Annotated in this window: 21 protein-coding genes; 13 read left to right on the plus strand and 8 right to left on the minus strand. The window is 46.6% G+C overall.

Annotated features, from left to right (window positions below; genetic code table 11):
- Nucleotides 1–46: 46 nt before the first annotated feature.
- Both L5M17_RS15505 and aat read right to left on the minus strand, forming a co-directional pair.
- A complete protein-coding gene (locus L5M17_RS15505; RefSeq protein ID WP_263148402.1) occupies nt 47–757 on the minus strand; it encodes an arginyltransferase in 711 nt (236 codons plus the stop codon).
- Nucleotides 744–1,457 carry a leucyl/phenylalanyl-tRNA--protein transferase gene (gene aat / locus L5M17_RS15510; protein WP_263148403.1) on the minus strand — a complete coding sequence of 238 codons (714 nt, stop codon included), beginning with the start codon at nt 1,455–1,457 and terminating at the stop codon, nt 744–746. The genes L5M17_RS15505 and aat overlap by 14 nt, the downstream gene beginning before the upstream one ends.
- A 54-nt stretch (nt 1,458–1,511) precedes the next feature.
- Here aat and L5M17_RS15515 point away from each other — a divergent pair, with 54 nt between their 5' ends.
- Both L5M17_RS15515 and L5M17_RS15520 read left to right on the plus strand, forming a co-directional pair.
- Nucleotides 1,512–1,982, plus strand: coding sequence for a glycine zipper 2TM domain-containing protein (locus L5M17_RS15515; RefSeq protein WP_028759742.1), 471 nt, complete (start codon nt 1,512–1,514; stop codon nt 1,980–1,982).
- A 70-nt stretch (nt 1,983–2,052) separates the two neighbouring features.
- The gene (locus L5M17_RS15520; protein ID WP_263148405.1) at nt 2,053–2,805 is read left to right on the plus strand and encodes a Nif3-like dinuclear metal center hexameric protein; all 753 of its coding nucleotides are present in this window, start codon (nt 2,053–2,055) and stop codon (nt 2,803–2,805) included.
- Between the two features lie 152 nt (nt 2,806–2,957).
- Here the strand turns inward: L5M17_RS15520 and L5M17_RS15525 are convergent, their stop codons facing one another.
- Together L5M17_RS15525 and metG are read right to left on the minus strand one after the other, a co-directional pair.
- Nucleotides 2,958–3,914, minus strand: coding sequence for an AEC family transporter (locus tag L5M17_RS15525; protein WP_263148407.1), 957 nt, complete (start codon nt 3,912–3,914; stop codon nt 2,958–2,960).
- 271 nt (nt 3,915–4,185) lie between these two features.
- A complete protein-coding gene (metG, locus tag L5M17_RS15530) occupies nt 4,186–6,255 on the minus strand; it encodes a methionine--tRNA ligase (protein ID WP_219251600.1) in 2,070 nt (689 codons plus the stop codon).
- A gap of 160 nt (nt 6,256–6,415) precedes the next feature.
- Here metG and apbC point away from each other — a divergent pair, with 160 nt between their 5' ends.
- From apbC to L5M17_RS15575, 9 genes are all read left to right on the plus strand, one after another.
- Nucleotides 6,416–7,531, plus strand: coding sequence for an iron-sulfur cluster carrier protein ApbC (apbC, locus tag L5M17_RS15535; protein ID WP_006086266.1), 1,116 nt, complete (start codon nt 6,416–6,418; stop codon nt 7,529–7,531).
- 11 nt (nt 7,532–7,542) lie between these two features.
- The gene (udk, locus tag L5M17_RS15540; protein ID WP_028759746.1) at nt 7,543–8,181 is read left to right on the plus strand and encodes a uridine kinase; all 639 of its coding nucleotides are present in this window, start codon (nt 7,543–7,545) and stop codon (nt 8,179–8,181) included.
- 31 nt (nt 8,182–8,212) lie between these two features.
- The gene (dcd, locus tag L5M17_RS15545) at nt 8,213–8,794 is read left to right on the plus strand and encodes a dCTP deaminase (protein WP_028759747.1); all 582 of its coding nucleotides are present in this window, start codon (nt 8,213–8,215) and stop codon (nt 8,792–8,794) included.
- Nucleotides 8,795–8,799: 5 nt separating this feature from the next.
- The gene (gene pabC, locus L5M17_RS15550) at nt 8,800–9,609 is read left to right on the plus strand and encodes an aminodeoxychorismate lyase (protein WP_263148409.1); all 810 of its coding nucleotides are present in this window, start codon (nt 8,800–8,802) and stop codon (nt 9,607–9,609) included.
- Entirely contained in the window at nt 9,606–10,643 is a 1,038-nt protein-coding gene (gene mltG / locus L5M17_RS15555) for an endolytic transglycosylase MltG (RefSeq protein WP_105252663.1), read from the plus strand. Before pabC ends, mltG begins: the two co-directional genes overlap by 4 nt.
- A 22-nt stretch (nt 10,644–10,665) precedes the next feature.
- Nucleotides 10,666–11,292, plus strand: coding sequence for a dTMP kinase (gene tmk / locus L5M17_RS15560; RefSeq protein ID WP_028759750.1), 627 nt, complete (start codon nt 10,666–10,668; stop codon nt 11,290–11,292).
- Nucleotides 11,286–12,242, plus strand: a complete 957-nt coding sequence (gene holB / locus L5M17_RS15565) for a DNA polymerase III subunit delta' (RefSeq protein ID WP_263148411.1) — start codon at nt 11,286–11,288, stop codon at nt 12,240–12,242. The genes tmk and holB overlap by 7 nt, the downstream gene beginning before the upstream one ends.
- A 6-nt stretch (nt 12,243–12,248) precedes the next feature.
- Nucleotides 12,249–12,575 carry a PilZ domain-containing protein gene (locus L5M17_RS15570; protein WP_028759752.1) on the plus strand — a complete coding sequence of 109 codons (327 nt, stop codon included), beginning with the start codon at nt 12,249–12,251 and terminating at the stop codon, nt 12,573–12,575.
- A gap of 133 nt (nt 12,576–12,708) precedes the next feature.
- Nucleotides 12,709–13,497 carry a TatD family hydrolase gene (locus L5M17_RS15575; protein ID WP_263148413.1) on the plus strand — a complete coding sequence of 263 codons (789 nt, stop codon included), beginning with the start codon at nt 12,709–12,711 and terminating at the stop codon, nt 13,495–13,497.
- A 241-nt stretch (nt 13,498–13,738) separates the two neighbouring features.
- Here the strand turns inward: L5M17_RS15575 and rsmF are convergent, their stop codons facing one another.
- Nucleotides 13,739–15,184 (minus strand): 16S rRNA (cytosine(1407)-C(5))-methyltransferase RsmF, encoded by a 1,446-nt coding sequence (rsmF, locus tag L5M17_RS15580; protein WP_263148415.1) that lies wholly within the window; start codon nt 15,182–15,184, stop codon nt 13,739–13,741.
- Nucleotides 15,185–15,408: 224 nt separating this feature from the next.
- On the opposite strand from rsmF, the gene L5M17_RS15585 reads away from it, so the two are divergent.
- On the plus strand, nt 15,409–16,635 hold the full coding sequence (locus tag L5M17_RS15585) for a nucleoside recognition domain-containing protein (RefSeq protein ID WP_263148416.1): 1,227 nt from the start codon (nt 15,409–15,411) through the stop codon (nt 16,633–16,635).
- Nucleotides 16,636–16,766: 131 nt separating this feature from the next.
- Here the strand turns inward: L5M17_RS15585 and L5M17_RS15590 are convergent, their stop codons facing one another.
- Genes L5M17_RS15590 through L5M17_RS15600 form a run of 3 tightly spaced genes read right to left on the minus strand, consistent with a single transcriptional unit; the run spans nt 16,767 to nt 20,644 of the window.
- On the minus strand, nt 16,767–19,406 hold the full coding sequence (locus tag L5M17_RS15590; RefSeq protein ID WP_263148417.1) for a PqiB family protein: 2,640 nt from the start codon (nt 19,404–19,406) through the stop codon (nt 16,767–16,769).
- On the minus strand, nt 19,393–20,010 hold the full coding sequence (locus L5M17_RS15595) for a paraquat-inducible protein A (RefSeq protein ID WP_105252657.1): 618 nt from the start codon (nt 20,008–20,010) through the stop codon (nt 19,393–19,395). The genes L5M17_RS15590 and L5M17_RS15595 overlap by 14 nt, the downstream gene beginning before the upstream one ends.
- A gap of 1 nt (nt 20,011) precedes the next feature.
- On the minus strand, nt 20,012–20,644 hold the full coding sequence (locus L5M17_RS15600) for a paraquat-inducible protein A (RefSeq protein WP_028759758.1): 633 nt from the start codon (nt 20,642–20,644) through the stop codon (nt 20,012–20,014).
- A gap of 206 nt (nt 20,645–20,850) precedes the next feature.
- Between L5M17_RS15600 and L5M17_RS15605 the strand changes: the two genes are divergently transcribed.
- Nucleotides 20,851–21,150 (plus strand): YebG family protein, encoded by a 300-nt coding sequence (locus L5M17_RS15605; RefSeq protein ID WP_105252655.1) that lies wholly within the window; start codon nt 20,851–20,853, stop codon nt 21,148–21,150.

Below are 21,150 nucleotides of genomic sequence, written 5' to 3' on the forward strand. Positions count from 1 at the left end.
CGGGCGTATCATGCCCCAAATTCCCCCCGCTGTAAAGGGGAAGTACTTAGCAAACTTGGTAATACTCCCAGCCCGTCGGTGTCAGAATTTGATAAGGGCGATACAAACGCTTGTAAGACATCTTACGGTTTTCATCTATTTGATATCCGAGATAAACAAATTCTTTATTCATGAGTTTCGCTAGTCGACACTGAATTAAAATTAACAGTGCGCCGAGGGAGCGATGTTCTTCGTCGGGGTCAAAATAGCTGTAAATTGCCGAAAGACTATTGGGCAAACTATCAGTGACCGCAACTGCCAATAATTTATTTCCATCATAGACTTCGATAAACGTTGGCGGTAACCAATGGCAAAAAAGAAAGTGATTATATTGATCTTCACTCGGGGGAAACATGGGGCCGTCAAAATGTCGCCCACGAATGTAATGTTCATATAGCGTATATTGCTCGGCGGTTTGCTCCGATGTTATACGCCAAGTCAGATCTTGGTTTTTTGCTAAAGTGCGTTTTTGGCGTTTCGATGGGACAAATTCATGCGTTGGTACACGGATTGGTTGGCATGCACTGCATCTAGGGCAACGTGGTTTGTAGATAGAGCTACCACTGCGGCGAAAACCCACTGCGAGCAAACGCTCAAATAAAATGGGATCGAGCGTATCTTCTTGGATGACGAGTAGCTGCTCCTGCTGGCCATCAAGGTAGCTGCAGGGAAATATTTGACTGATACCGATAGCGATCGATGCTTTACTCGAGTTCAAGGATGACCTCTTTAGTGGCCCAAGTATTTGGGTCCACGGGATTGTTTCTCAGTTCGCTCAGTAACGTTATAAAATCAATGCGTTTAATAGCTTTAGCTCCCAAACTTTCTAGGTGGGGATTCATCACTTGTGCGTCGATGAGTCTGAATCCCATCTTGAGTAAATGTTGTTGCAGTGCTGCAACGGCGGCCTTGGACGCATTGGTTTTTCGGTGAAACATGGATTCGCCACAAAATACTTGGCCGATCGCTAAGCCGTAAAGCCCACCGATTAAACGTTCACCTTCCCACACTTCAATGGAGTGGGCATGACCTGTGTGATGCAATTCTCGATAGGCCATTTGAATTTCTTGGGTGATCCAAGTGCCGCTCTGTTTTTCTCTTGGCTGCGCGCATCCCGCCATCACATCGGTGAAAGCGTGATTGATAGTGATCCGCCAAGGTTGTTTTTTTAAGTATTTACGCAGGCTGGTGCTGATGTGAATTTCACCTGGAATAAACACGGCGCGGGGATCCGGTGACCACCATAGGATGGGATCGTCAGAATTAAACCAAGGAAAAATACCGTTGTAGTAAGCAGAGAGTAAACGTTCAGGACGTAAGTCGCCGCCGATAGCCAATAAACCATTAGGATCGGTTAAGGCGAGCTCGGGCGAAGGAAAAACGTCAAATTCGTGATTCAGGAAAGACAGTGACTTCACAATTGAGTATGATTTAGTTATAGACCTTATTATTAAGTTAGCGGAAATTCAGATATGTGGAAACCTACTCTAGCAAGCTTTATGTTTATTTTTGCTTTTATCATCAGCCCCGCTAATGCTGGCTATGATCGCAATCAAGCCGTGCCAGTTGAGAAAGTACTCTATGGCGATATCACTTCGGTACGTAATATCACCGAAACCCAGTTAATTGAAGACCGTAATCAAGGTTGGAAAACCTTCGGCGGCGCCTTAGCGGGTGGGGTGATTGGTAATCAGTTTGGTGGCGGTTCGGGTCGAGATGTGGCGACGATTTTAGGTGCCTTGATTGGTGGGGGTATCGGTAACCGTTATGGCAGTGGTACTAGCGTGCAATCGTTTAAGCTGGTTGAACTGATGATCAATCAAGAAGATGGTACTCAGGTCATGGTGATCCAAGATTACGATGCTGGCATGACGTTTAACGCGGGTGACAGAGTTCGAGTGGTGTACCTGCAAGGTGGCGTGCGTGTTGATATCGCGATGTAAGCGATTGTCTCATATTGAATAAGTGCTCATCTTCAGTAAATGGTCATCTTGAGTAACGGACGGTAATGCAATGACACGGACAGAACTAAGCCAATATTTAGCCGATTTTTTACATGTGTCGGCCTTTAAGGATTACGCACCCAATGGGCTGCAAGTAGAAGGCAAGGATGAGATCCGAACCTTAGTCACGGGCGTGACAGCGTGTCAGGCCTTGATCGATGAAGCGATTCGATTGAACGCAGATGCGATATTGGTTCATCACGGCTTTTTTTGGAAGAATGAGCCTGAAGTGATCACAGGCATGAAACAACGCCGAATTAAGGCGCTGCTCAAGCATGATATTAGCTTGTTTGGGTATCATTTACCCTTAGATGCCCACCCAATGCTCGGTAATAACGCGACTTTGGGGAGACAGCTTGGGATCATCGACGCAGAAGCCATCGAAGAGGTGGCTCAGGGGCTACTGTGGCGTGGAAAACTTGATCTTGCAGTCAGTGCTAGCGAATTTTCTCACACCCTTGAGAATACGTTAGGCAGAGCCCCACTGCACATTGGTGATAGCGATGCAAAGATCCAACATGTAGCTTGGTGTACTGGTGGCGCACAGGATTATATCGATGTTGCGGCGAGTTTAGGTGTGGATGCGTTTATCAGTGGTGAAGTGTCCGAGCGAACGTTTCACAGTGCGGTAGAGCAGGGCATACATTATTATGCAGCGGGTCACCATGCGACTGAGCGTTTCGGTATTGAAGCCCTAGGCCGTCATCTCGCCCGTGAGTTTGATCTCGTGCACCATTTTGTGGATATCACCAATCCGGTCTAATCCATTCATAAAGCGGCTTATGATGACCATCTAACTGTTTTATTCCTAAACGAAAGGCGAGCATGGCTCGCCTTTTTTATTGTGGTTTATTATTACTTATAGTCACTCAAATCCCTTTCTCTAGCGTTTGTGTAATCAGCTCGTAGCTACTGCTAGATCAGCTCCAAAGTGGACAATACAAAGATGCCTAAGGTGCACGTGATCAGCGAGCAGACTGTGGTTAGCGCAATAATATTGGCTGCAAGGGGCGCATTGCCACCCATGGCGCGCGCCATCACATAGCTTGCGGCTGCGGTGGGTGCAGAACTCATTAAAAAAACCAGTGCTAACTCAATCCCTCGATAACCCAACAGCAAGGCCCCAATAGTGATAAAAAGCGGGGCAAAGATCAGTTTCAATGCGGTCGAGAACCAAGTTGTATGCTTTTCATGTTTGAGTGAACCAACATTGAGCGAACCGCCGGTACACAGTAGCGCTAATGGCAGGGTCATATTGGCGAAGTATTGTCCCGCATCGAGCACCATTTTCGGTAGCGGAATGGAGAGCAAGTAGAACAAGATGCCAACCATAATGGCAATGATCAACGGGTTTTTGGTGATGGTCTTGATGATCACGCCAAATGCATGTTGGCTGGATTCTTCGCCTTTAGGGCTTAGGCAAATAACCGCTTGAATGTTATACAGCAGCGTCATCGAGGCAACATAGACCGCGGCTAAGGCAACACCAGAACTCCCATAGGCGTTGGAAACGTAAGCTAAGCCGATAATGGCGGTATTGGCTCTAAATCCCCCTTGAATGATCACACCTTGGTCTTTGTGCTTGGGAAATAGCCGCCCAGTTGCATAGGTGGAGAGTATAAAAAACAGGAAATTAGCCACTAAACCATAGCCAATCAAGGGCGCACTGGAGGCGAGATCGTGATTGGAGCTAATAATGCTAAGGAACAACAAGGCTGGCAGCGTCACGTTAAAGACTAATTTTGATGCAACATCAATAAAGTTTTCATTGATGATTTGGGTGCGTTTTAGGATCACACCGAGTGCCAACATCAAACAGATTGGACCCGTAATCGAGGCCGAAAACAGCAACTGCTCAACGATATTTCCCATAACAACTCCTCGAATTATTCATTTAGCACTGCGTCGATTTTAGACTTGTTACTGATATGAATGTCACATTGCCGTGAATATCTTGTCGATAGAAATACGAGTTTTAACTCGGTCTCTTAAACCACTCAGCTAAAATTAAATGGCTTAAACTCAGTCTTTTAAAAGACTGAGTGACACTTGCGGCCACGAATCGGCTCAAACAATCGATATCAACAAATAAGGCCACATAAAATGCGGCCTTATTGATTTTTCGAGCGTTATCTAGCGCAGATTACTTAACCCGCATGCCAGGCTGTGCGCCTTCATGGGGTTCTAAAATCCACAGGTCGCTGCCACCAGGGCCAGCGGCCAAAACCATGCCTTCTGACATGCCAAAACGCATCTTACGTGGTGCTAAGTTAGCCACCATCACAGTTAGTTTGCCTTCAAGGTCTTCTGGCGAATAGGCCGATTTGATCCCAGCAAACACTTGGCGCGTTTCGCCACCGATGTCGAGTTGTAACTTCAGTAACTTGTCAGCGTCAGCAACATGCTCGGCTTTCACGATACGAGCGATACGCAGGTCTATTTTAGCAAAATCATCAAAGTTGATGGTTTCACTAATAGGATCGTTAACCAGAGGCTCACTGCTGACATTAGATGATTCAACCGTCTTTTCAGGCGCAGCCGTCTTTGGTGCGTCGGCCGTGACTTGCAGGTTATCCTTGGAATCGGCAACCATAGCATTGACTTTATCCAGCTCAACACGTTGCATCATGGCTTTGAATGGCGCGATTTCATGACCCGCTAAATCTTGGTTCAATGCATTCCAAGTGAGCGGTAGTTGGAAAAAGGCTTCCACATCTTGGGCTAAACGTGGCAATACAGGTTTGAGATACGTCACGAGAATACGGAACAGATTCAAGGCATTTGAACACACTTGATGGGCCGCTTCCTGTTGATCATCGTGTTTCACCATTTGCCAAGGTGCAGCATCGGCTACAAAACCGTTAGCAATATCCGCCAGTGCCATGATTTCGCGCATTGCTTTGCCGTATTCGCGGCCTTCGTAAAATTCGGCAATCACCTCTTGCTTGGCTAGAAACGCTTCAGTCAGGGTGGTGTCGTTAATTTTCGCTAGCTTGCCATCGAAACGTTTAGTGATAAAACCTGCGGTGCGTGAGGCTAAGTTCACTAGCTTACCGACTAAGTCTGAATTCACGCGCTGGGCGAAATCTTCGAGATTTAAATCTAAATCGTCGATACGGCTGCTGAGTTTGGCGGCGTAGTAGTAACGTAAATATTCAGGATCTAAATGCTCTAAATAAGTTCGCGCCTTGATGAAAGTGCCTTTGGATTTTGACATCTTAGCGCCGTTGACCGTCACATAGCCGTGGGCATAGACGCTGTTTGGCTGGCGGTAACCTGAGCCGTGTAACATGGCTGGCCAAAACAGACTGTGGAAGTAGACTATGTCTTTACCGATGAAGTGATAAACCTCGGCGGTTGAATCTTTGCCCCAGAATTCCTCAAAGCTCAGCTCAGGGCGTTTGTCACAGAGGTTTTTGAACGAACCCATATAACCGATAGGCGCATCGAGCCAAACGTAGAAATACTTGCCTGGCGCATCGGGAATTTCGAAACCAAAATACGGTGCATCACGGGTGATATCCCATTGCTGCAGACCTTGCTCGAACCATTCGTCGAGTTTATTGGCCATTTCGACTTGCAGGGCACCAGAGCGAGTCCACTCTTTTAGCATGCCTTCGAAGGCGGGCAGGTCGAAGAAAAAGTGCTCAGTGTCTTTCATCACTGGTGTCGCACCCGATACTGCTGATTTTGGATTGATGAGCTCAGTTGGGCTGTAAGTCGCGCCGCAGGCATCACAGTTATCGCCGTATTGATCCGGTGACTTACACTTAGGACAAGTGCCTTTTACGAAGCGGTCTGGCAAGAACATGGATTTCTCAGGATCGAACAGCTGAGAAATACTCTTGCTCTTGATATAGCCATTCGCACGTAGCTTGAGATAAATATCACTCGCCAGTACGCGGTTTTCATCGCTGTGGGTGCTGTGATAGTTATCGAAGGCGATATTGAAATCGGCAAAATCCTGCTGATGTTCTTTGTTCACTTGGGCAATCATGTCTTCTGGCGCTATGCCTAATTGCTGTGCTTTAAGCATGATTGGCGTGCCATGGGCGTCATCGGCACAAATATAGTGGCACTCATGTCCACGAAGCTTTTGATAACGCGACCAGATATCTGTCTGTATGTATTCCAGCATGTGACCTAAATGTATCGGTCCGTTTGCATAGGGAAGTGCGCTGGTCACGAGAATTTTACGTTGTGAAGTTGCCATCTTGTCTCAAATATCGTGGTGGGCCAAAAATATTGGTAGAGATACTAACCGATTACAGGATGATTTTCATCAAAACCTGAGCCAATTGAGCTAAATCTGCGCTAATGTTTTCTGCATTATCTGGTACACTTGGGCAAATTTATTGGTGGGGGTAATTCTTTTGTCTTCAACTCAAACTGATTATCGTCTGAATGACGATCTTCTCGGGCCAGTTCTGGCTATTCTCGATTCATTTGTTGACCCGTATCTCGCGAAAGGGTTAGTGAGCGCAGGATGCGTAAATAAGCTGGCATTGGAAGGTAAGCGTTTGCAGCTTGGCTTAGTCTATCCATACCCTTGTATGACTCAGTATCGCGACACTGTTATGGCGCTGACGAATAAGTTAGCGGTGCTCGATGCTATTGATGAAGTCGAGTGTGAAATCGATTTTCAACCTAAAGCCTACTCAGCGTTATCTTCTATTGCGCCGATTGCCAATGTGAAGCAAGTGATTGCCGTAGCCTCAGGTAAGGGCGGCGTGGGTAAGTCAACCACAGCGGTGAACTTAGCTTTGGCATTAGCGGCCGAAGGTGCGCAGGTGGGTATTCTCGATGCGGATATTTACGGCCCGTCAGTGCCTATGATGTTAGGTATTCCTAATTTCAGACCGCTTTCCCCCGATGGCAAACATATGACAGCCGCCAGTGCCCATGGTATTGCCGCGCAGTCGATTGGTTTTATGCTCAGTGGTGATGAAGCTGCCGTGTGGCGTGGCCCAATGGCCGCGGGCGCGTTAGCCCAGTTACTGAATGAAACCCAATGGCCAGAACTGGATTATTTAGTCGTTGATATGCCACCAGGCACAGGGGATATTCAGCTCACATTATCGCAAAAAGTTCCTGTGAGCGGCGCCGTTATCGTGACTACACCGCAGGATATCGCGCTGGCCGATGCCAAGAAGGGCATCAATATGTTCCAGAAAGTGAACATTCCTGTGCTGGGTATTGTTGAGAACATGAGTTTCCATTTATGTCCTGAGTGTGGTCATAAAGAACATCCATTTGGAACTCACGGCGGCAGTAAAATCGCTGAACGCTATCAAGTTCCACTGTTAGGCGCTTTGCCGCTGCACATCAATATCCGTGAAGCCATGGATAATGGTGCGCCGACTGTCGTTGCCGATCCTGACAGTGAAGTCGCAGCTCTTTATCGGGAAATTGCCCGTAAAGTGGGCGCAGAATTGGCTTTAAAGCAAAGCCAGAAAACAGTTTCTATTAGTGTTTCAGATGACGAGTAAGGTTTAAGGGTATGAATTCTCAGCAGTGTGTCATTATTGCAATTGCTGGCGCGTCAGCATCGGGCAAAAGTTTAATTGCCAAAACGATTTTTGACGAATTGCGCCGCGATTTAGGCACAGATCAAATTGGGGTAATTAATGAAGACGCGTACTATCGCGATCAGAGTCATTTATCCATGGATGAACGGGTATTAACGAATTACGATCATCCAAAAGCGCTGGACCATCAACTGCTGTGCACGCATTTACAGTTGCTCAAGTCTGGCGAAGCTGTTGATATCCCTTGTTATAGCTATACAGAACATACACGCACTGCAGAAACCTTAAAGATGACACCGAAAAAGGTGATCATTTTAGAAGGTATCTTATTGCTGACCGATCCTAAGTTACGTGCCCTGATGGATGCGAGTGTGTTTATGGACACGCCGCTGGACATTTGTTTCCTACGTCGCTTAACTCGTGATGTGGCCGAGCGGGGCCGTACTATGGAGTCTGTGATTTCACAGTACAAGAAAACCGTGCGTCCTATGTTCTTACAGTTTATCGAACCCTCGAAACAATACGCCGATATTATCGTTCCCCGTGGCGGCAAAAATCGTATTGCGACCGATATTTTAAAGACTCGTATCCAACATTTACTGGCAAAATAACGACATAAAAACTCAAGGAGTAATAGGCAAGATGCGCTTAACCGATATCGAAATTGAACAGGCCCTTGATAACGGCACTATCGTAATAGAACCTCGCCCAGGCATAGAAGCTATTTCAGGCGTCAGTGTTGATGTGCGCTTAGGTGGACAGTTTCGCGTCTTTAAAGATCATACCGCGCCTTTTATCGACTTGAGTGGTCCAAGTGCTGAGATGCAAGCGGCGCTCGATCGGGTGATGAGTGAGATTATCGAAATCCCCGATGGCGAAGCATTTTTCTTGCATCCTGGCGAATTGGCTTTGGCTGTGACTTACGAGAGCGTAACTTTACCTGCTGATATCGTCGGTTGGCTTGATGGCCGTTCGTCTCTAGCGCGTTTAGGCCTGATGGTACACGTAACGGCGCACCGTATCGATCCGGGTTGGCAAGGTAAAATTGTGCTCGAGTTTTATAACAGCGGCAAGTTACCTTTAGCTTTGCGTCCACGCATGACTATAGGTGCGCTTAACTTTGAACGCTTAAATCATGCGGTTGCACGTCCTTATAACACTCGTAAGAGTGCCAAGTACAAAGATCAGCAAGAAGCGGTGGCTAGCCGTATCAGTCAGGACTAATACGCGTGTTCTGGGTGAATGGCGCATCGCAGGCAAGTGTCGACCCTTCCGATCGAGGGCTTGCCTACGGTGATGGTCTGTTTGCAACGATGCGAACGGACGCTGAGGGGGTTATGTTTTTTGAAGCCCATCAAGCCCGTTTAACCGCAGGCGCCGAAAGGCTTGGATTTCAATGGCAAATGAGTGAAGCATTGCAACAGCAACTGAATACCTTCGCCATTGAATATCCTCATCATTGCATTAAGTTAATCGTTTCCCGTGGTGCTGGTGGCCGTGGCTATACACCGCCAGAAACTGTTAATCCTACCGAAATCGTCTCAGTTCATACTATCCCCGGCCATTATGCTCAGTGGCAGCAACAGGGTATTAGCCTTAAAACTTCGTCGGTACGATTGGGTTTGCAGCCTCTGTTGGCAGGGATGAAGCATTTAAATCGACTCGAACAAGTTTTGATTAAATCACACTCTTTACCGCAGGGATTTGATGACTGGTTAGTCAAAGATATCGAGGAGAATGTGATTGAATCTTCGATGGCGAATGTGTTTTTTATCAAAGATAATCGCATTATCACGCCTTCATTAGCCCTGTGTGGCGTGGCGGGTGTGATGCGCGAACAGATAATGTTGGCCTTGCTTGAACAGAACATGAATATCGAATGTTTGCCCGTTGGCGCCGAGCGTTTAATCGAATTTGACTCAGCGTTTATCACTAACAGCGTTTTAGGGATTGTGGATGTACTGGCGATAGACTCGCTCAAGTTCACCCGTGCTCCGATTACCGCGCAACTTAGACAGACACTTTCACTCACTCTATGAAAAAAATCATTATTATCGCCAGTTCAACCCTGTTGACCTTGCTAACCTTAGTCTGTTTGGGTGCCTTTTGGGGCTATCAAACAGTTGTCGAATACAGTCAAACGCCGCTGAGTCTCAGCGAGCCTAAAGAGTTGAAGGTTGAGCGCGGCACCAGTGTGAATCAACTGGCACAGCAACTTGCCGATGACGGCGTTATTCAAGATACGTGGAAACTCAAGTGGCTACTTAAGTTTCGTCCTGAGCTTGCTAAAATTCGCACGGGACTTTATGAAATATCACCTTCACAAACGATTACTGATTTACTCAATGATTTGATCGCTGGCAAAGTAAAAACCTTCAGTTTGACCTTAGTTGAAGGTAAAACTATTGTGGAATGGGAACAACAGCTTACCAGTGCTCCGCATTTACAAATGTCACCAGAAGCATTTGCAGCGGTATTGATGGCACAAGGCGATGATTCTGGTTTGCCTGAGGGAAAATTCTTCCCCGACACTTATCATTATACCGCCGAGGCGGATGCTAAAGTCATGCTGACTCAAAGCTATAAAATGATGGAGCAGGAGCTTGCCAAAGCGTGGGCGGAACGGGCGCCGAATTTACCGTTAAAATCGCCCTATGAAATGCTGATTTTGGCATCGATAGTCGAAAAGGAAACCGGCCAAGCCCATGAGCGTGAGCAAATCGCCGGTGTATTTGTTAATCGTCTTAACCTAGGTATGCGTCTGCAAACCGATCCGACCGTTATTTACGGTATGGGCGATCGCTATAAGGGCAATATCACCCGCAAAGATTTAGTCGAAGAGACGCCTTTTAATACTTATCGTATCTTTGGATTGCCGCCAACGCCGATAGCTGCACCGAGTAAAGCCTCATTGATGGCCGTGTCTAAGCCCGCCAGTGTGAGTTACCTTTATTTTGTATCGCGCAACGATGGCACCCATGTGTTTTCAACCACGCTTGAAGAACACAATCATGCTGTAGACGTCTATCAGCGTAAGACAAAACCAGCGACGCCAGAAAAATCACCAAAGTAAAAATGCAGAGAAAGAAAATCCAATGTCAGTTTTTGCAAAATTTATCGTTATTGAAGGCTTAGAAGGCGCAGGTAAGTCGAGTGCGATTAACCTTATTCGCGACTTTATTGAAAAACATACGGGTAAAGCACCGATTTGCACCCGCGAACCGGGCGGTACACCATTGGCTGAACGTATCCGTGATTTAGTTAAGATTGCCGATGCGAACGATCCCCTGTGTGATGAGGCCGAGTGTTTACTCATTTATGCTGCCAGAGCTCAGTTAGTTGCCAATGTCATAAAGCCCGCGCTTGCGCAAGGGCAATGGGTATTGGGTGATAGACACAATCTATCGTCATTAGCTTATCAAGGTGGTGGACGAGGGTTAATGCCGTTAGTGGAAGCGGTGAGCACTGCAACACTAAAGGGATTTAAACCCGATCTTACTTTGTACTTAGATTTAGATCCTAAGCTTGGGCTTACCCGCGCAGCTAAACGTGGTGAGCTTGATAGAATTGAGCAACAAGCGATTGATTTCTTTGAGCGCGCACGCGCTACATATCTCAAACTTGCCAGCGAAGATGACAGTATTGTGGTTATAGACGCGAGCCAAACTATGGCCGAAGTGCACAAAGATATCTTAGCCGTGCTTCAGGCGATGGTATGGTAGCCGAGTCCGGATTTACGGCTGAGCAATTACCTTGGCTCGAAGGGCCAAGGCAGGCATTTTTAGCTCAATTAGCGCGTCAAAAAATACCTCACGCACAACTCGTTGGCATTGATTCAGCCTATGGCGGTGAGTTGCTGAGTGTGTTTATGGCGCGCGCGGCTATGTGTGTGCAGCCAACGCCTGTGGGAGCGTGCGGTTTTTGTAAGTCTTGTCAGCTCTATGATGCGGGCAATCATCCTGATTTTTATCATATCGCCGCCGATGGCAATCAAATTAAAGTCGATCAAATTCGTGAGCTGTGTACGCGTCTGACAGCCACCGCACAGCAAAGTGGCAGGCGTGTAGCGATTATCCACCACAGCGAGCGTCTTAACTCCGCTGCTGCGAACGCACTCCTTAAAACCCTTGAGGAGCCTGGTAAAGACACCTTACTGATTTTGCAGTCGGATACGCCTGCACGTTTGATGGCGACGGTTAGCAGTCGTTGTCAACGCATTCCTTTTGTCGTTCCTAGTCGAGAGGTCATCAAAAACTGGCTTGCCCAGCGATGTGGTATTCAAGAGGATGTAACTTGGTGTTTGAGTGTGGTGGGTGGGCCGTTAAAGTTGGCTGAGAGCTTGCAGTGTGAGGATAGCCAACAGAGTCGGTATCAATCCTTGCTACAATTTCGCAAAGATTGGGCACAAAGTTTGTCGTCTGGTCATCTGTGTGCTAGTTTGTTAATAATAAGTGAACAACAAATAATTGATGTTCTTAAGGTTTTGTACCTACTTATACGACAGGTTTTACTGAAAAATAGCCATCAAGATGCGTTTGTTCATGCGCAGCTCGGGAATTTGGCGGCTAAGATCATGGGAATGTGTCATAGCTTAAGCACAATGCCGAGCGTCAATTATCTGGCCCTGTGTCAAAGTTATGTCTTAGAATATAGAGAGATAACAAATAAGTAATATGCCATGGTAGATCTCGTCGTTAATTTTGATACCTTACATCAGTTATATCGTGCCTATATGCCTTTTATTAAGCCGGCAGGATTATTTATTGCGACCAGTGAAAGTCATTATCTTGGCCAACCGCTGACGATTGCGTATCGTTTACCCGGCGCAACCCTCACTAATGAATTTCGTGGTGTTGTGGTGTGGATTAATCCCTTAGGAGCGTCGGGTGGCCGCCCTGTGGGGATTGGCATTAAAATTATTTCTGAGCCAGATAGCCATAAACACCATATCGAAAAGTTACTGTCCCGCGAACTCGCCTCCGGCGATCTAACCTGCACTATGTAGCTTAGCCTGCATTATTGATCTGGTTTAAACGTTTGTTCACTGCCTAAACTGGCTATTTACTTCTGTTGAATTTGACCTCGATCTCTTGGCTGGGTATCCTTGTCGTCCTTTGTTACTCTGCTTGGAAATCCTTGTGCTTATTGATTCACACTGCCATCTCGATCGCCTCAAAGCGGCGCCTGATCAACAAACCTTAGAACAGATTCTTGCTAATGCTAAAGCCCGTGGCGTGGACTATATGTTGTGCGTGAATGTACGCCAGCAAGGATTTGAATCGATGCGAGATAAAGTTGCAGCCTTCGAACAGGTATTTTTGTCATCGGGTGTGCATCCATTAGACGTTAAAGAAGGCCTCGATGTTGAGCAAATCCGCCGCTTTGCCACCGATCCTAAAGTGGTCGCGATTGGTGAAACGGGGTTAGATTATTTTTATGCAGACGACACTAAGCTGTTGCAACAGCAATGTTTTGAGCAGCAGATTGCCCTTGCGGTAGAAGTGAATAAGCCTTTGATTGTCCATACCCGTGATGCACGTGAAGATACGATCAATATGCTTAAGCAGGGCAACGCGGATAACGTTGGCGGCGTGCTGCATTGCTTTACCGAGAACTGGGAGATGGCGAAAGCGGCGATTGAGCTTGGCTTTTATATTTCGGTTTCTGGCATAGTCACTTTTAAAAATGCGGGTGATCTGCGAACCGTTATTCGCAAAGTGCCTCAGGATCGTCTGCTAGTTGAAACGGACTCGCCCTATTTGGCGCCGATCCCACACCGTGGACAAGAAAATCAGCCTGCCTATGTGCGTGATGTGGCTGAGTTTGTGGCAGAGCTTAGAGGTGAGCGTTACGAAGATCTTGCTGAATACACCAGCAATAACTTTTTTAATTTATTCAAAGATGCGGCGCGTATAGTCGGCCGTTAGCCGCAAGTGCTTTGACCCATTTTATGCGATTGCGTGATTGTTAGCGTACAGGCATAAAAAAAGGCCCAAAACGATGAAAGCTGTTTGGGCCTAGGGGAATGGCTCATTGAAGAGCCGTGCGCTACAGGTGAAAGCGCCATGCAGTGCGCTTTACAATAGACTCAGTGTAGCCGAGCTTTTGTCTTATAGTCGCGCTCACTTTCCCCTTTTTTAGGTTATTTATCGCTAAAAAAAAGCGAAATTATAACGATTTCGTCTGTTCTGGTAGCAGTAACACTTTATCTTTCACTAAGTCTCTGGGTAGGTTGTTTTTTAACTTATTGCCTAAATGTTTCGCCATGCCTAATGGTGCTCCGCCATAACAGACGATCACTTCACCTTGAGCTTTCACTGCGGTGTTTAGGGCAATATCTCGCCCCATCAAATATTCTTTCGCTTCAACATCGCTCACATCGACCGTTTTTGCGGTTGGGCTGAGCTGTTTTCCTGCTAATGCAATAATCGCTTCATGGCGGACTTTAAAGCCGTGTTTACTGTTATCGGCGAGTTTAATACCAATGCGCTGAAAGCGCATACGGCCGATAAAAGCGTTGAATTCATGCGGAAATAGCCAGAATTCATCATCGCGAACCATGATGAGTTCGTCTGGTAAGCTGATGCCTAAATCCTGCTGAAAATAGTCTTTGATCCCTTGGGCTTGTTTCGCTGATGCGGGCGTGAAGGGAAAATTTTTCTGTAGTTTAGGCTCTGGTTGTAAACGCGGCACTGAGGCGGTTTTTGTCAATTTAGCGACAAAGAAACCTTCACTGTCGTAAATCTGTGGCCAGACATGTAAGAAGCCTTCGGGCGTTGTAGCTCGATCTGCACCATCAAATAAATCGCTTAAGGATTCAAACTGCACCGCATCGCCGTAGACTTGCTTTAAATACTCGCACACGCCTTGGTTTTCGAGGCGGTTTAAGGTGCAGGTTGAGTAGACCAAACTGCCACCGGGTTTCAGGGCGAGAAACGCCGATTCGATTAAGGCTTTTTGGGTTTCGCTAATCGCCAGCACATCGTCTAGGCTCCAGTGTTTTAGAGCATCGGCGTCTTTACGCACTGTGCCTTCACCTCCACAGGGCGCATCGATAAGCACGGCATCAAAACTTTCGTACAGGTATTCGCCAAATACACGGCCATCGAAATGGGTGAGGGCGCAGTGGCTCGCGCCCATGCGCAGCACATTGGCGTGCAATACTTTCACGCGGCTCGCCGAATACTCATTCGCCACCAATAAGCCTTGGTTTTGCATTAATGCGGCCATTTGCGTGGTTTTTGAACCCGGTGCGGAGGCGAGATCGAGTACGCACTGCCAATGTGCATTCGGTGTAAAAAGTGCGGTCGGCGGCAACATAGAGCTGGCTTCTTGAATGTAGAATAGACCCTGAATGTGCTCTAAGGCATTGCCGAGCTGTTCTTCTTCGTCGTAACTGATCCAAAATCCGTCTTCACACCAAGGAATAGGATCGAACGTCCAGCCCTTAGGTTGCATCAAGGTCTTAAAGTCGTCGCTGCTGATTTTTAAGGTATTGACCCGAATTGAACGTCTAAGCGGCCTGTCGCAGGCGGCAATAAACTCGTCCATGGATAAATGGGCGGGGAGTTCTTGGGTGATTGTATCGATAAAATTTTGATTTAATTGGACCATTGATTTCATTGAACCATAGGAAAATAGACTGTGTATCAACTGGCGCGAGTATATCATAATCCCTTATTGGGTCTGAGATTTTCTCCCGAGCCGCCAGGGTTGCTATTGTGATTTAATGTTTATGCTTTGACGATTTGAGCGATATTGGAATTAGTCGCCATAAAGCTAGCACTCAGTAGCCATGAGCTAATAGAATAAAAACAAATAAAAATAAGGGGATTAGCGTGCTGAATCGTGTGTGGTTGGCTTTTTTTATCACGGCATTGCTTGCAATAGCAGTGCAGTTATTCAATGGACATATAGAAGTATTATCGGCTTCTGTCGCGGCATTATTTGCGAGTGCTAAGCTTGCCGCTGAAATTTCCCTTGGGCTGATTGGCGTGCTTTCTCTGTGGATGGGATTGATGCAGGTAGGAGAAAAGGCTGGCGTTGTCGGCGCTATTGCCTTTGTGTTTGAGCCATTACTGCGCCGTTTGATGCCTGAAGTGCCCAAGGGGCATCCGGCCTTTGGCAGTATCACTATGAATTTAACAGCGAATATCTTTGGGTTAGATAATGCCGCCACACCACTTGGTTTAAAGGCGATGCATGATTTGCAGAGTTTAAATCCGCTAAAAACCGTGGCGACCAATGCGCAAATCTTATTTTTAGTACTCAATACTTCCTCTGTGACATTAGTGCCTGTGACGGTATTCCTTTATCGTGCCCAGCAAGGTGCCGCTGCGCCTGCGGATATTTTCTTGCCGATTTTACTGGCCACTTCAGCATCGACATTGGCGGGTTTGCTGGTTGTGGCGTTAGTGCAGCGAATTTCATTATTAAACTCAGTGGTGCTCGGTTATGGCGCCTTGATGCTCTCAGGGTTAGTGGCGAGTGGTTTTTATCTGATGACTTTAAGTGCTGATGCCATTGGCACTGTGTCGACGGCAATGGGCAATGGTATTTTGCTGTTATTGGTATTTACCTTCGTGATTGTTGCGGGCATTCGCAAGGTGGCGGTTTATGATGAGTTTATTGAAGGGGCAAAGGCGGGTTTTGCTCAATCTATCCAGTTGATCCCTTATTTGCTTGCTATGTTATTAGCGATTGGTTTACTGCGTGCATCCGGCGCCTTGGATTATCTGTTGCACTTGATTGCCACTGGTGTGCGGATATTAGGTTTCGACACTCGTTTTGTCGATGCAATGCCGACCGCACTGATGAAACCTTTTAGTGGCTCAGGCGCCAGAGCTATGATGCTTGAGACAATGGATCACCACGGAGTAGATTCCTTTGCGGGCCGATTAGCGGCGATTTTTCAGGGTAGCACTGAAACCACTTTCTATGTTCTCGCTGTGTATTTTGGTTCTGTGGGTATTCGCCATGGCCGTCACGCCTTAGCTTGCGGTTTAACCGCGGACTTTGCGGGGATCAGCGCCGCGATTGCTGTTTGTTATTGGTTTTATGGATAAGTGGGCTCGCGACCTAGAATGTGTCAATAACATTGCGAGAAGCTAAAAATAAATCAGGCGCATTATGCGCCTGATTTATTTGTAAGAGCTTTAACATTAGTGCGTTGGTGTAAGTATTTTGATGAAAAGAATTACTGGGCTGGTGCCCATTGCTGCCATTCGTTTTCGGCTTTGTGTTGCAATCTTAATACTGTGCCAGTCGCTAAACGATTACCCTCTTGAGTCGTGTCCTTAGTCGCCACATTGATGCCGCCAGCGAGTAAGGTTTCCAGTGAGCCCGCTTCGATTTGGGCACCTGAAAAGAGGCCTACATCGACTTTAATCCCTGAGGCATCCCAGAACTGACTGCTTTGATTCACTAAGTGACTGTACTGTGCCTCGATATGGGCCTGCATCAATACACTATTACCCTGTGTCGATAGGCTATAACCGTCGATTTGACCGACTTTAATCCCTCGGAAGAAGATAGGTGTGCCGACTTTCATTGAGCCTAAGCTAGTATCTTCTAGAATGAATTTCAGCGCATCTTCGGCAACGTTGGCATAACTGCTAGCGGCGAGGTTGGCAACAAACTGGGTCGCTTTCTGACTGCTCTTACCCGGTAAGACTCCTATGTAAGGACCTGTGATCAGCGTTTCTGGCGCTTTGATCCCCGCCAGAGAAATTTGTGCATCCACTAAATGATATTCACAGTCACTGCGGCTGAAATGTTCGGCATATTCCCCGTAGAGATATGCGCTAGCTGTGAGTGTATTAAGATCCGCATTGAGCTTTACCTGCGACACTTCACCCACTTGATGACCTTGATAACGAATCGCTGCCTTGGCCGTAAGCTTGCTGGAGGCGGGTAATGTGAGGCGAATTGCCTGCGCCTGACTTAATGCCAACTGCTTGCTTTCATAGAGTTTTAAGTTAGCTGCATTGCTGGCTTTGTCATTGCTATCAAGCAGTCCCAGACTGATGCTGCCCTTTAATGCCCCTTGTAGCGGGGCAACGGCGACATCAATACCGGCAAGACTGGCACTGATATCCACGGCGCTGTTACGCCAGAATACTTTTGGCTTTTTCAGCAAGGGTTGAAACTGTTTGTCGATAGCGAGCTTGATAGCAAAGTCTTCGGTTTTGCTTTGCCAGTTCACTGAGTCAACTGTGCCAATTTGCATTTTTTTATAATAAATCGGTGAGCCTTGGCTGACATCGGCGCCATCTTGACTGATTAATGTTAAATGCACTTGCTGCTGACGATCATAAAAAGCTGTCGCGGCATCCACAGAGCTAAAGAGGGTCAGAGCGCTGTTAGCAGCTAAAGGTGTGTCGCTGTGACCTTGGATCAAGCTAACTGCACCTTGAGTGAGCGTTGTAAAATCCCTTGCTTTGACTGAGACCCCGTCTAACGATGCGTTTACCGTTAATGCCGACTCAGGCACAAAATAGCTGTCGCTGCGTATTAGACTGGCAAACTCAGGTTGTAGCTCGAGTTGGTATTCCACCGCCGATAAATCTTTGGTTAACTTAACTGCAAGCACGGAACCAATGGGGATTTGCTTGAAGCGAACTTGAGCGCCCGCTGAAATGCCCATGTTTTCGGCTGAGGTTAAGGTCAAGAAACGCTTCTTTGATTGCAGTAAATCAGGTGCCTTTGATTGTAAGGCAAAGCTGCTTGGTATCGCGCTTTTGGTGTTGATGCCTGGCAGGAAGTTGATCACGCTACCTGTCAGTAAGCGTTCTGGATTCTTAATGCCTGAGAGGGAAATATCAGCACCTTCAAGCCAAAACACGCCGTCGTTAGTTAACAGTGAACCGTATTGAGGTTCAAATTTAGCCACGGCTGTAACACCATTGGACGTGAGTTGTTTACTTAAAATACTGCCAATGCTCATGCCGCGATAAACGATGCGGGTACCTTTGTCGACACCGTTAGCGTCAGCCATGGTTAGGTTTATTTCTATGCCGCCAAGGGCGGTGGTTTCTGAATCATAAAGCGAAAAAACGTCACCGTTTTTAGCTATGTCTGCTTTATCGTCAGAGCTGAAACTCACGCCGCCAGCCAGAATGGACGCCAAACTCTCTGAACTGACTTTAACCCCAGTTAGTGAAGCATCAATTTTGACGCCAGAAACATTCCAAAAGTGAGAATTTTTCTTCACTAACCGCGCATATTGCTCTTGAATGAAAGCGCTGATAATGACCCTTTGATTGCCATCTAAACGATAGCTGACCACGCTACCCACGGGGATTTGGCGGAAAAATATTGGCGAGCCAACATCGAGCGAACCCAGTTTATCGGAGGTCAATTCGACCATCACACCTTCTGAGCCGATTTGCATCGGCGGCGGTTGGCGTTCTGCTTCAAAAAAGGTCGAGGCATTACCTTTCCCAGGTTGGATGGCAATATAGTTACCCGAAAACAGCGCATCTAAGCCTTCAACACCTGTAATACTTGCTTTAGGTGTGACAAGCCAGAAGAGGGTTTCTTTATTCAAGAATGGCTTAGCGCGGTAGTCCATCATGACCTTGACGTTCACGCCTTTGAGATCTTCATCTATGCCAATGTCTTTAACTTTACCGACAGTCAAACCTTGGTATTTGACTAAGGTTTTACCCACATCAATCCCAGTGGCGCTCGGAAAGTGAATTTGAATTTCAACCCCCGATTCTTTAATGCTCTTAATGCCCAGCCAAGCACCTAATGCCAACGCGACAATAGGAAGCAGCCAAATGGGCGAAAAGAGTTTTTTCTTTACAACTTTCGGCGATTCAATTTGTGTCATCTTGAGGTTCCAATCGATCCCAGAGTAAACGAGTGTCTAAAACTTTTGCGGCTAACTGAGTTAACAGAATAACCAAGGCAAATGCGGTAGCCGCAGGCGCGGGTTTCGCGTCGAGTAATTGTCCCATGTTCACTAATGCCACTGTGATTGAGATGACAAATAAATCGAGCATTGACCAGCGGCCAATCCATTCGATGATGTGAAAACCCACCATCAATTTCTTTTTTGAAATCGGAATGTCAAAGCTGATCGCACACAGATAAATGGATAAGCCGATGATTTTAATCCATGGTACTAAAATACTGGCGGTAAACACTATGATGGCAATAGGCAGCATATCTGAATGCACTAAATGCAAAATGCCCGAAAAAATCGTGTCGTGCCGCACTTGGCCTTGGTTGGTCAGCATAGTGATAGGGTAAATGTTGGCTGGCACCAGCAAGATGGCAGCGGTAATCAACAAAGCCCAACTTTTTTGCAGGCTGGAATAGTCTCTGACGTGCAACTCAGTTTCACAGCGCTGACAGTGCGTGAGTTCACTGCTGTTGAGTTGGCGACACACTTTACAGAGACATAGGCCGATATCTTTACCTTGTTGTTTCATATCAGCTATGACCTTCCAATAACGTCCACATATGTTCTAAGTCGTATTCTCTTTGTAGAAACAAGGTCACGAGAAACAGCATAGTGAAGCAAAATGTGCCCATACCAAAATAAATGTCCGAAAAATCAGATAGCTGAAATGATGAAACTAAGAAGCTGATCACATAAATTTCCAGCATAGTGAGCTGCGATAAGACGCCATGAAATTTTAACAACTGCTTCAATGAGTTACGCCAAAAAAGGCTACTCAATCCCCATTTCACAATTAAAATCTGTGTCAATATCGATAACAGTAATAAGCCAGGGCCTATCACCGCGGCGGCAAGTACGGCTACACCTACAACCCAATAGCCTTGGTCAAATACTGCAAATGCCCCTTGGAAAACCGTGGTAGTACGAATACTGCCGAAAAAGTGGATCTCGAGTACGGGTAAAAAATTAGCAGGGAAATAAAACACTAATGCCGAAATACATAGGGCTAACATACCATTCACAGAGCAGTATGGCGTGTCATAAAGTGCAGTGCTGCAACGAGGACAGATTGCTCTAACGCCGCTAGGCAAGGCACGTTTGCGGACTGCTAAATCGCAGGAGCGGCATAGGGTTACTGAATTTTCTGCTGCGTTTTCATGCATATAAAAATATATATTAGCCTAATAGGAGTAATAACAGCGAGATCGGTGCAAAGTGTCGTGCTAGTTAGCTGTTAAGCCACGTCTAGCGCTTTATAATCTTGGCAACGAAAGTACGCTAATAATATCAGATTAATCAGAACACTTGCATCACAAGTTCAATCTATGTCACTCTAGTTACTGTATATAAAAACAGTGCGAGGGCAGTCATGGCAGTAATAACACAGTTTGTCGTGGTCAGAGAAGGGGTTGAAAAGATGACATTCACATCTAAGAAGGAGGCTGATGCCTACGATAAGATGCTCGATATCGCCGATAACCTTATCCCCTTCATTCAAAAAGCTGATTTGGGTATAGATGAAAGTGTGGGCGAAAAGCTCGCATTCTATTTTGCTAACAATAAAGATGAGCTGACGAACTTGCTTAAAGGCGCCGTTCAGGTTAATAGTACGCCAACGAATCCGCCTGCAGCGAAAAAAGCGGCTAAAAAGACCGAAGCAGCAGAATAA

It is taken from the genome of Shewanella sp. SW24 (genome assembly GCF_025653395.1).
In the GTDB taxonomy this organism is placed as follows: Bacteria; Pseudomonadota; Gammaproteobacteria; order Enterobacterales; family Shewanellaceae; genus Shewanella; species Shewanella oncorhynchi.